This is a genomic window from Streptomyces sp. WM4235 (genome assembly GCF_001279725.1).
GTDB lineage: Bacteria > Actinomycetota > Actinomycetes > Streptomycetales > Streptomycetaceae > Streptomyces.
Window position 1 is genome coordinate 1 of the sequence record NZ_LGDE01000349.1, and the last position, 10,036, is coordinate 10,036.

Annotated in this window: 5 protein-coding genes; all 5 read left to right on the plus strand. The window is 75.2% G+C overall.

Annotation, left to right across the window (positions count from 1 at the left end; translation table 11 throughout):
• Positions 1–759, plus strand: a 759-nt coding sequence (locus ADK55_RS22105; protein WP_159041513.1) for a phosphopantetheine-binding protein, incomplete at its 5' end; no start/stop codon positions are given.
• Between the two features lie 50 nt (positions 760–809).
• A complete protein-coding gene (locus tag ADK55_RS22110) occupies positions 810–1,619 on the plus strand; it encodes a thioesterase II family protein (protein WP_053681417.1) in 810 nt (269 codons plus the stop codon).
• Between the two features lie 98 nt (positions 1,620–1,717).
• Positions 1,718–2,773, plus strand: coding sequence for a TauD/TfdA family dioxygenase (locus tag ADK55_RS22115; RefSeq protein ID WP_420713676.1), 1,056 nt, complete (start codon positions 1,718–1,720; stop codon positions 2,771–2,773).
• Between the two features lie 5 nt (positions 2,774–2,778).
• Positions 2,779–4,608: a non-ribosomal peptide synthetase gene (locus ADK55_RS22120; RefSeq protein ID WP_053681356.1), complete on the plus strand. Its 1,830-nt coding sequence runs from the start codon at positions 2,779–2,781 to the stop codon at positions 4,606–4,608.
• Positions 4,609–4,612: 4 nt separating this feature from the next.
• A complete protein-coding gene (locus tag ADK55_RS22125) occupies positions 4,613–9,901 on the plus strand; it encodes a condensation domain-containing protein (RefSeq protein WP_234350196.1) in 5,289 nt (1,762 codons plus the stop codon).
• The last annotated feature ends 135 nt before the right edge of the window (positions 9,902–10,036 follow it).

Below are 10,036 nucleotides of genomic sequence, written 5' to 3' on the forward strand. Positions count from 1 at the left end.
CCCGCCACGACCGCCTCGCACTTCGTGCCCCACCCCTTCGGTCCGCCCGGCTCGCGCCTCTACCGCACCGGCGACCAGGCCCACTGGGACACCACCGGAAACATGCACTACACGGGACGCACCGACACCCAGATCAAGATCCGCGGCTTCCGCATCGAACCCACCGAGATCGAAACCGTCCTCACCACCCACCCCCTCATCGCGCAGGCGACCCTCGCGACCCACCCGGACCACCGCAACACCCCGCAGCTGACGGCCTATGTGGTGACGACGGGGGAGCTGACCGCGCAGGACGTGCGCCTGTGGCTGCGCACGCTTCTGCCCGACCACATGGTCCCGGCCTTCGTCGTGCCGCTCGACCGGCTGCCGCTGACCCCCAACGGGAAGATCGACAAGACCGCGCTGCCCAAGCCCCAGGCCGTGACCACGCCCGGTGGACGGGCCCCGCGTACAGCGCTCGAAGAGTCCGTGCGGAACTGGTTCGGCGAGGCCCTCGGTACTCCCTCCCCGCTGTCCATCGACGACAACTTCTTCGACCACGGCGGCCACTCGCTCCTCGCCGCCCGCCTCACCAACCGGATCGGCGCAGCCCACGGGGTCACCCTCACCCTGCGCGACATCTTCCAGCACCCCACTCCCGCAGCCCTCGCCCAGCACGTCGAGGCCCTGAAGGCCCCGGCGGGGCCCGCAGCCGCGCCGCGGCGCGGCCGGCCCGCCCTGCGGCGGCGCACCCCCGATCAGGAACGGACTTCCTCATGAACGGCGTGAACGACATGAGCGGCGTGAACGACATCAACGAGGTGTACGACATGCGCGGCACGCACGACGACGACCCGTCGCCGGCCTTCACCCCCGCACCCGACGACGTGGTCTGGGACCTGCCCGGCGAGGGCGAGCAACGGGTCTCGCTGCTGGTGCTCCCGCACGCCGGCGGCAACGCGCACGCGTACGCCGAGTGGCGCGCGTACCTGCCGGCCGACGTACGTCTGCTGATCGGCCAGTACCCGGGGCGCGGCGCCCGCTTCGCGGAGGACCTCCCGCGCGACGTCGCCGATCTCGCCGGCCCGGTGGTGGCGGCCCTGCCGGCCGGGGCCACCGACGAGCTGGTGGTACTGGGGCACAGCATGGGGTCGCTCGTCGCCTTCGAGGTGGTACGCGCCCTCCAGGCGGCCGGCCGCACCCCGCGGGCGCTGGTCGCGTCGGCCTGCCGGGCGCCGTTCCTCGCGAACCCGGCGGCCGTGCACCCCGAACTCCTGGACGACGACGCTTTGGTGGCCGCCATCAAGCAGCGCGGTGGCACCGACGACGGAATCCTCGACGAGCCGGAGCTCCGGGAGATCATCCTGCCGGCCATCCGGGCCGACTTCGCGATCGACGACGTGTACCGCTGCGAGGAGGCGGCGGCCCGGGTGGACTGCCCGGTGACGGTGATCGGCGGCGACGCCGACCCGGTCGCGCCGGCCGCGGCGCTGGGCGACTGGGCGCGGATCACCGACCGGGGGTTCACCTCGTACGTGTTGCCGGGCGGCCACTTCTACTTCCAGACGCGGTTGCCGGAGTTCTTCGCCGTGCTGGCCTCGGTCGTCGGCGGGCACGTGCAGGCCCCGACCGCCGTCTGACCCGCGCCCCGCCTCCGCGCAACCGAGCCCGTCGCCGGCTCCGGCCCGTGCCCCGCCCTTCCCCCGTTCTTTCGTTCCGCACCCTTGAAGGACTCCTCATGACCTTGACCACCGTGGCCCAAGCGCAGGTCTCCGCCGGGATCACCCCGGTCCGCGAGCCCGGCAGGCCCGTCGTCGTCCACACCCCCGCCGGCGCCGACCTGGACGCCTCCGTCGCCTGGCTGACCACCCACCGGGATTCGATACAGGCCGAGTTGCACCGCTCGGGCGCCGTCCTGCTGCGCGGGTTGCCCGTCACCGACGCGGCCTCGTTCGCCGTCGCGCGGGATGCCCTGATCCGGCAGCGGGCCGGCTACAAGGAGAAGGCCACCCCGCGCACCGACTTCGGCGAGGGCGTGTTCTCCTCCACCGATCTGCCGGCGGTGCAGCCGATCCGACTGCACAACGAGAACAGCTACACCCTCGACTTCCCCGGCGTGCTGCTGTTCGGTTGCGTGATCGCCCCCGAGGAGGGTGGCGCGACCACGGTCGGGGACATGCGCGAGGCGCTGCGCCTGCTGCCGCCGGAGCTGGTCGAGCGGTTCGAGCGGGCCGGCTGGCTGCTGGTGCGCAACTACTCCGAACTGGCGGGCCTGCCCTGGTACAAGACCTTCGCGACCGAGGACAAGGCCGTGGCGGAGGCGTACTGCGAGGAGAACACGGTCGGCTACGAGTGGGTCGACGACGGGGACTCGATGATCACCCGGCAGCGGCGTTCGGCGATCGTCACGCACCCGGTGACCGGTGAGCGCACCTGGTTCAACCACTTCGCGTTCTGGAACAGCCGGACCCTGGACCCCGATGTCCGCGAGGTGCTGGTGGAGACGTACGGCGAGGACGGGCTGCCCTTCAACACCTACCTGGGGGACGGGTCCCGGCTGACCGACGCCGAGGTGGACGCGATCAACGCCGTCTACGACCGGGTGACCGTACGGGAGACCTGGCAGGCGGGCGATCTGATGATCGTCGACAACATCCTGTGCGCTCACGGCCGCGAGGCCTTCAAGGGAGACCGGAAGATCCTCGTCGCGATGGGCGAGCCGGTCGCGCTCGCCGACTGCGCCCCGGCCACCCGGCCGTCCACCACCGTCCACAGCGCGCCCGCCGGGGAGTGATCACCGTGACCGCCGTCCTTCCCGAGCGCCCGAGCACCCTCGCGGCGCCTCCCGTGCGGTTCGCCGCCCCCGATCTGCTGGACCGGCTGGCCCTGGTGCCCGCCGCGCGGACCGCCGTCGTCGCGGGCGACCGGGCGCTGAGTTTCGCCGCCCTGCGCGCCCAGGCGATGCGGGTCGCCGGCCGGCTCGCCGAGCGGGGCATCGGCCCGGAGAGCGTGGTCGCGCTGTGCCTGCCGCGCGGCACGGAGCTGGTCGCCGCGCTGCTCGGCACCCTGTGCGCGGGGGCCGCGTACCTTCCCGTGGACCCGAGGCTGCCCGCCGAGCGGCGCCGGTACCTCGTCAAGGACGCGGGGGCCGACCTGGTGGTCACCACGTCCGACCTGGAGCCGCTCGTCGAGGGGATCCCGCACCTGGCGGTGGCCGCCCTGACGGCGCCCGGCCCCCGGGACCGCCCGTTCGCGCCGGTCGCCGTGTCCCCCGAGACCCTCGCCTACGTCATCTACACCTCGGGTTCCACGGGCCGGCCCAAGGGAGTCGAGATCGTCCGGGGCGCGGCGTCCGCGCTGCTGGCCGAGCTGGAGGACGCGGGCATCGCGGTCACCGAGGGCGGGCGGGTCGGTTGGAACGCCTCGCCGTCCTTCGACGCCTCCGTGCAGCAGTGGGTGCGGGTCTGCCGCGGCGACACCCTGGTCATGATCGACGAGGAGACGCGTGCGGACCCGGCGCTGCTGGCCCGGCTGATCGACGAGCAGGCCCTGACCGATCTCGACATCACGCCCTCGCACGCCGATCCGCTGCTGGACCTGCTCACGGCGGACGGCGGACCGCGCCCGTTGACCCTGCTCGTGGGCGGCGAGGCGATCGGCCCCGCGCTGTGGCGTCGGCTCGCCGAGCGCGGTGCGGCCGGGGTGCTGCGGACGGTGAACCTGTACGGGCCCACCGAGTGCACGGTGGACTCCACGGCGGGTTGGGTGGACGGGGCGGACGAGCCGCACATCGGGGCCGTCCTGCCCGGCCTGCGGATGCGGGTGCTCGACGGGCGACTGGAGCCGGTGGCCGAGGGCGAGAGCGGCGAACTGTACCTGGCGGGCCCCCGGGTGGGGCGCGGCTACCGGCACCGGCCGGGGTTGACGGCGGAGCGGTTCGTCGCCGACCCGGGGGGCTCGGGTGAGCGGATGTACCGCACGGGCGACCTGGTGCGACTGCTGCCGGACGGTCGGCTGGGCTACCTGGGCCGGGCCGACGGGCAGGTCAAGTTGCGCGGCCACCGGATCGAACTCCGTGAAGTGGAAGCGGTCTTGGCGGCCCTGCCGGGGATCGCGGAGGCCGTGGTGCTGCTGCGGGACGAGGTGCACGGGGCGCCGGGTCTGGTGGCCTACCACCGGAGCCTGGAGCCGGTCGCCGAGGCGGCGCTGCGCTTGGCGCTGGCCGCCGCGCTGCCCGCGTACATGGTTCCGTCGGCCTTCGTGCCCGTGGACCGCTTCCCGACCACGCCCAACGGGAAGATCGACCGGGTGGCGCTGCCGGCGCCCGCCGCGGCCTCCCCGCAGCCGTCGCCGGCCGCCGTCGGGTTGACCCGTTCGCAGGAGCTGATCGCGGGCGTCTGGGCGGCGGTGCTGGGCGCCTCGCGCATCGGCCCGGACGACAACTTCTTCAAGCTGGGCGGCCATTCACTGCTCGCGATCAAGCTGGTGTCGCGGGTCCGCGCGGAGCTGGGCGTCTCGCTCCCGGTGAAGGCCGTGTACGCCAACCCGCGCCTGCGGGACCTGGCCTCCCACATCGACACGCTCGTCGCGGCCGCCGCAGGTCCGGCCCCGTCGGGCCAGGACGGCTGAGGACATGACCGTGATCCCGTTGTCGTTCGCGCAGCGCCGGCTGTGGTTCCTGGGCCGGCTGCACGGACCGTCCGCCACCTACAACGCGCCGGTGGTGCTGCACCTGGACGCCGAGCCCGACGCCGACGCGCTCGGCCTGGCGCTGGTCGACGTGGTGGAGCGGCACGAGGTGCTGCGCACGGTGCTGCCGGCCGACGCCGACGCCTGGCCGCACCAGGTCGTGCGGGAGGCGGCGGCCGTGCCCCGGCTCACCGTCCGGTCCTGCGCGCCGGGCGGGGTGGAGGCGGCCGTGGCCGCGTTCGTCCGGCAGCCGATCGACATCACCCGCGAACCCCCTTTGCGGGCGCGGCTGTTGCGGCCCGGCGACGGGACCTCGGTCCTGGTCCTGCTGATCCATCACGTGGCGACCGACGGATGGTCCGTACGCCCCCTGCTGCGCGACCTGTCGCGGGCGTACGGTGCGCGCCTCGCGGGTCGGGAGCCGGGGTGGGAGCCGCTGCCCGTGCAGTACGCGGACTACAGCGCCTGGCAGCACGAGCTGCTCGGGGATCCGGCCGACCCGGACAGTCTGGCGGCCGAACAGCTGGCCCACTGGCGGACCGTGCTGGACGGCGCCCCACCGGTGATCGCACTGCCGGCGGACCGGCCGCGTCCCGCCGAGCCGTCAGGACGGGGGGCCATGGTGACGGCCCGGCTGGACGCGGCGTCGCACGAGGGGCTGCTCGCCCTGGCCCGTGCGCACCAGGCGAGTCTGACGATGGCGGCCGGAGCGGCGCTCGCGGCGGCCTTGGCCGCCGCCGGCGCGGGCGAGGACGTGGTGATCGGCACCCCGGTCGCGGGCCGGCCCGAGGAGGACCTGTACGAACTCGTGGGGTTCTTCGTGAACTCCCTCGCGCTGCGCACCGACCTGTCCGGTGATCCGACCGTCGGCGAACTGCTGGACCGGGCCCGGGACGCGAGCCTGGCGGCGTACGCGCACCAGGACCTGCCCTTCGACCTGCTGGTGGAGCGGCTCGCCCCGGAGCGGGCGCTGGGGCACCACCCGTTCTTCCAGGTGATGCTGACCGTGGACACGGGCGGCGAGGCGGCGGGGCCGGTGGAGTGGGCCGGCGGGATCCGCGGGCGGCTCGCGGACGTGGCGTTGGAGGCGGCCAAGTTCGACCTGACCTGGTACTGCGTGGAGCGGCGGACCTCCGAGGGGCGGCCCGGGGGGCTGGAGGTGGCCCTCCAGTACGCGACGGACCTGTTCGACGAGGACACGGCCCGGCTGCTGCTGGACGTGTACGTACGGGCGCTGGCCGGCTTCGCGGCCCGGCCGGCGACCCGGTTGGGCGGGCTGGGCCTGGTGTCGCCGGAGGAGGCGGGCGGGTTGGCCGCCCGGAGCGCGCGGCGCGCGATCGACGCGACGCCGCCGGTCCCCGGGTCGGGCCGGCGGGACGTGCTGTCCCCGCGCGAGGAGATCCTGTGCGGGCTGTTCGCGGAGGTGCTCGGCCGGGAGATGGTCTCCGTCGACGCGAACTTCTTCCGCAGCGGCGGGCATTCGCTGCTGGCGAGCAAGCTCGTCAACCGGATCCGGGGCGCGCTCGGAGTCGACGCGGGCATCCGCGACCTGTTCCTGGCGCCGACGCCGGGCGCCCTGCACCGCCGGCTGACCGACCGGGGCGACGCTGCGGCGGCCCGGCCGGCGCCGGTGCCCGTCGCGGACCGGCCCGAGCGGGTCCCGCTGTCGGCGGCGCAGCGGGCCCTGTGGCTGGTGGGCCGGATCGAGGGCCCGTCGGCGGCCTACAACGCGCCGCTGGTGATCCGCTGGGACGGCGTCCCGGAGCGGGTCGCGCTCGCGGACGCGCTGGGGGACGTGCTGGAGCGGCACGAGGTGCTGCGCACGGTGTACGGGTCCGAGGGCGGGGAGCCGTACCAGCGGGTCCTGACCGCCTGGGAGGCCCCGTTGGAGGTGGTGGACTGCCCGCCGGGCGAGCTGGACGCGCTCGTGGACCGCTTCGGCCGCGAGGTCTTCGACCTGGAGAGCGAACTCCCTTTGCGGGCGCGCCTGTTCCTGCCCGGGGACGGTTCGTCGGTGCTGGTGCTGCTCGTCCACCACATCGCCACCGACGGGTGGTCGATCGCGCCGCTGCTGCGGGATCTGGGCGAGGCCTACGAGGCCCGGCGCGCGGGCGGGGCGCCGCGGTGGACGCCGCTTCCGGTGCAGTACGCCGACTACGCGCTCTGGCAGCGGGCGTTGACGGCGGAGCCGGACCGGCTCCTCGACTTCTGGCGGGAGGCCCTGGACGGGATGCCGGCCCGCACCGCCCTGCCGGCCGACCGGCCACGCCCCGCCGAACCGTCCGGCCGGGGGGCCACGCTCTCCGCGACCCTGTCGGCATCGGAGCACCGGGCGCTGGCCGGGCTGGCCCGCTCGGGCCGGGCGAGCCTGTTCATGGTGGCCCGCTCCGCGTTGGCGGTGGCCCTGTCGGCCACCGGGGCCGGGGAGGACCTGGCGATCGGCACCCCGGTGGCGGGACGCGCGGACCAGAACCTCCACGAGCTGGTCGGCTGCTTCGTCAACTCCCTGGTGCTGCGCACCGATCTGTCCGGTGAGCCGACCGTCGCCGAGCTGGTGGAACGGGTGCGCGACGCCGACCTGGCCGCCTTCGACCACCAGGACCTGCCGTTCGACGTCCTCGTCGAGCAACTCGCCCCGCCGACACGCGTCTTGGGCGAGCACCCCTTCTTCCAGGTGATGCTGACCGTGCGGGAAGCGGCCGACGACCGGGTGCGGCTGGGACCGATCGCGGGCCGGGCCGGCAGCACGGACCTGGGCGCGGCCAAGTTCGACCTGAGCTTCCACTGCGCCGAGCGGCGGGACCCGCGCGGCGGAGCCGACGGCCTGGACGTACACGTGCAGTACGCCGAGGACCTGTTCGACGAGTCCACGGCGCGGCTGCTGCTGGAGGTGTACGTACGGACGTTGCGCGCGTTCGCGGCGGCTCCCCGGGCACGAACCGCCGAACTGGAGCTGCTGTCGGCGGGCGAGCGGCGGGCGCTTCAGGAGCGTCGGGACGGGCTGGAGCGGGCCGCCGCGGCGGCGGCCGTACGGGAGCCGGCGCCGGTCGTCCCCGCGGCGCTCTCGCCCCGCGAGGAGATCCTGTGCGGGCTGTTCGCGGAGGTCCTGGGCCGCGACGGCCTCGCGGCGGACGCCAACTTCTTCAAGTCGGGCGGGCACTCGCTGCTCGCGAGCCGGCTGGTCAACCGGATCCGGGCCGTGCTGGGCGTGGAGGCGGGCATCCGCGACCTGTTCCTGGCGCCGACGCCGAGCGCCCTGCACCGGCGGCTGGGCACGGCCGCGGGGTCGACGCGACCCGCGCCGGCGCCCGTACCGGACGCGGAGCGGCCCGCGCGGCTGCCGCTGTCGTACGCCCAACGCCGGCTGTGGTTCATCGACCAGTTGGAGGGCCCCTCGGCCGCGTACAACATCGCCCTGGTGCGACGCCTGGACCGGCCGCTGGACCCGGCGGCGCTCGCCGAGGCGCTGGCCGACGTCGCCGAGCGGCACGAGGTGCTGCGCACGGTGTACGGGATCGAGGACGGGGAGCCGTACCAGCGGGTGTTGGAGGGGGCGAGGCCGCCGCTGGTGCTCGGCCGGCCGGTCGACGTGACGGCGGCCGTGGACGAGGCCGCCGGGCACGTCTTCGACCTGACGCGCGAACTGCCGTTCCGTGCCTGGCTGTTCCTGCCTGCCGGGGACGGTCCGCAGACCCTGGTGCTGTTGCTGCACCACATAGCGGCCGACGGCCGGTCGACGGGTCCGCTGCTCGCGGACCTGTCCGCGGCCTACGACGCCCGGTGCGCGGGCGGCGCGCCGCGCCGGGAGCCGCTCCCGGTGCAGTACGCGGACTACACGCTGTGGCAGCGGGCCCTGTTGGCGGACGCGGACGCCGAGGTGGAGCACTGGCGGGCCGCGCTGGCGGGGCTGGCGCCGCTGATCGACCTGCCGACGGACCGGCGCCGGCCGGCCGAGCCGTCGGGGCGCGGGGCGGTCACCGGTTTCCCGGTGTCCGCCGTGACGCACCGGAGGCTGACCCGGATCGCGCACACGGGCGGGGCCACGCTGTTCATGGTGGTGCAGGCCGCGCTCGCGGCGGCCCTGTCCCGGTGCGGCGCGGGAACGGACCTGGCGCTCGGCACCTCGGTCGCGGGGCGGGACGACGAGGCCCTGTCGGGGCTGGTCGGGTTCTTCGTGAACACGCTGGTGCTGCGGACGGACACGTCCGGGGATCCGACGTTCGAGGAGTTGCTGACCCGGGTGCGGGAGGCCGACCTGGCGGCGTACGAGCACCAGGACCTGCCGTTCGACCGGCTGGTCGAGACCCTCAACCCGCACCGCTCGTCGGCGCACCATCCGCTGGTGCAGGTGATGCTCCAGGTGAATCCGGCGGAGGCGGACCCGGCCGACGGCGGCCCGCTCGCCGGCGCCTCGTTGCCGTACGGGGCCGGGTCGGCGAAGGCGGACCTCACGTTCGCGTTGACGGAGGACGCGGGCGGCGGGATGAGCGGGGTGTTGGAGTACGCGAGCGACCTGTACGGCCCCTCGGGCGCGGCGCGGCTCGCATCGCTGCTGGTGGGCGCGCTGGAGCTGTTCGCCGCCGACCCCGCGCGGCGGATCGGCGAGCTGCCGGCGCCGCCGGACCGGCGCCCCGATCGGGTCCTGGTCGGCGGCTACCGGGTCGACACGGCGCACGTCGGGGCGGTCCTGGCGGAGCATCCGTCGGTGGTCCGCGCGGAGGTGCGGTTGGAGGACGGCCGGCTGGTCGCGTACGCGTCGGGCGGCGTGACGGAGGGCGAGCTCCAGGCGTGGGCGGCGGAGCGGCTGCCGGAGTACGAGGTCCCGTCGGCCGTTCTCCTGGCGGCCAACCCGGCGAACCCGGCTGACCCGGCTGACCCGGCGGGGCCTGCGGCCGCCCGGACACCCTCGACGCCCGAAGCCCCCGGCGCGGACGCGGAGGACGGACCGGTGGCGGCGCTGGTCCGGCTCTTCGGGGAGGTGTTGGGACGCGAGCGGATCGGCGCGCAGGACAACTTCTTCAAGTCCGGCGGACACTCGCTGCTCGCGGTACGACTGGTGAACCGGGTCCGTGCGGAGCTGGGCCGTGAGCTCACCCTGCGCGAGGTGTTCCGGCATCCGACGCCGGCCGGCCTGGCCGCCCTGCTGGCCGCCGGCGCCCTCGGCGGCGGTTCCGGCCCGTCGCCGACGTTGCGCCGCCGCACCCGGGGCGGCGCCCGCGTCCCGCAGGCGTAGGGGGCCGGCCGTCGAACCCCCGGCGCGGGCCTCCGGGGGTTCGACGGCAGTCGGGCGGCAGTCCGGGGCGGCAGCGCGCCCGGCCCGAGCTGCCCCGGGGACTGCCCGCCGGGCCCGGGGGCGCTGCCTAGCGTG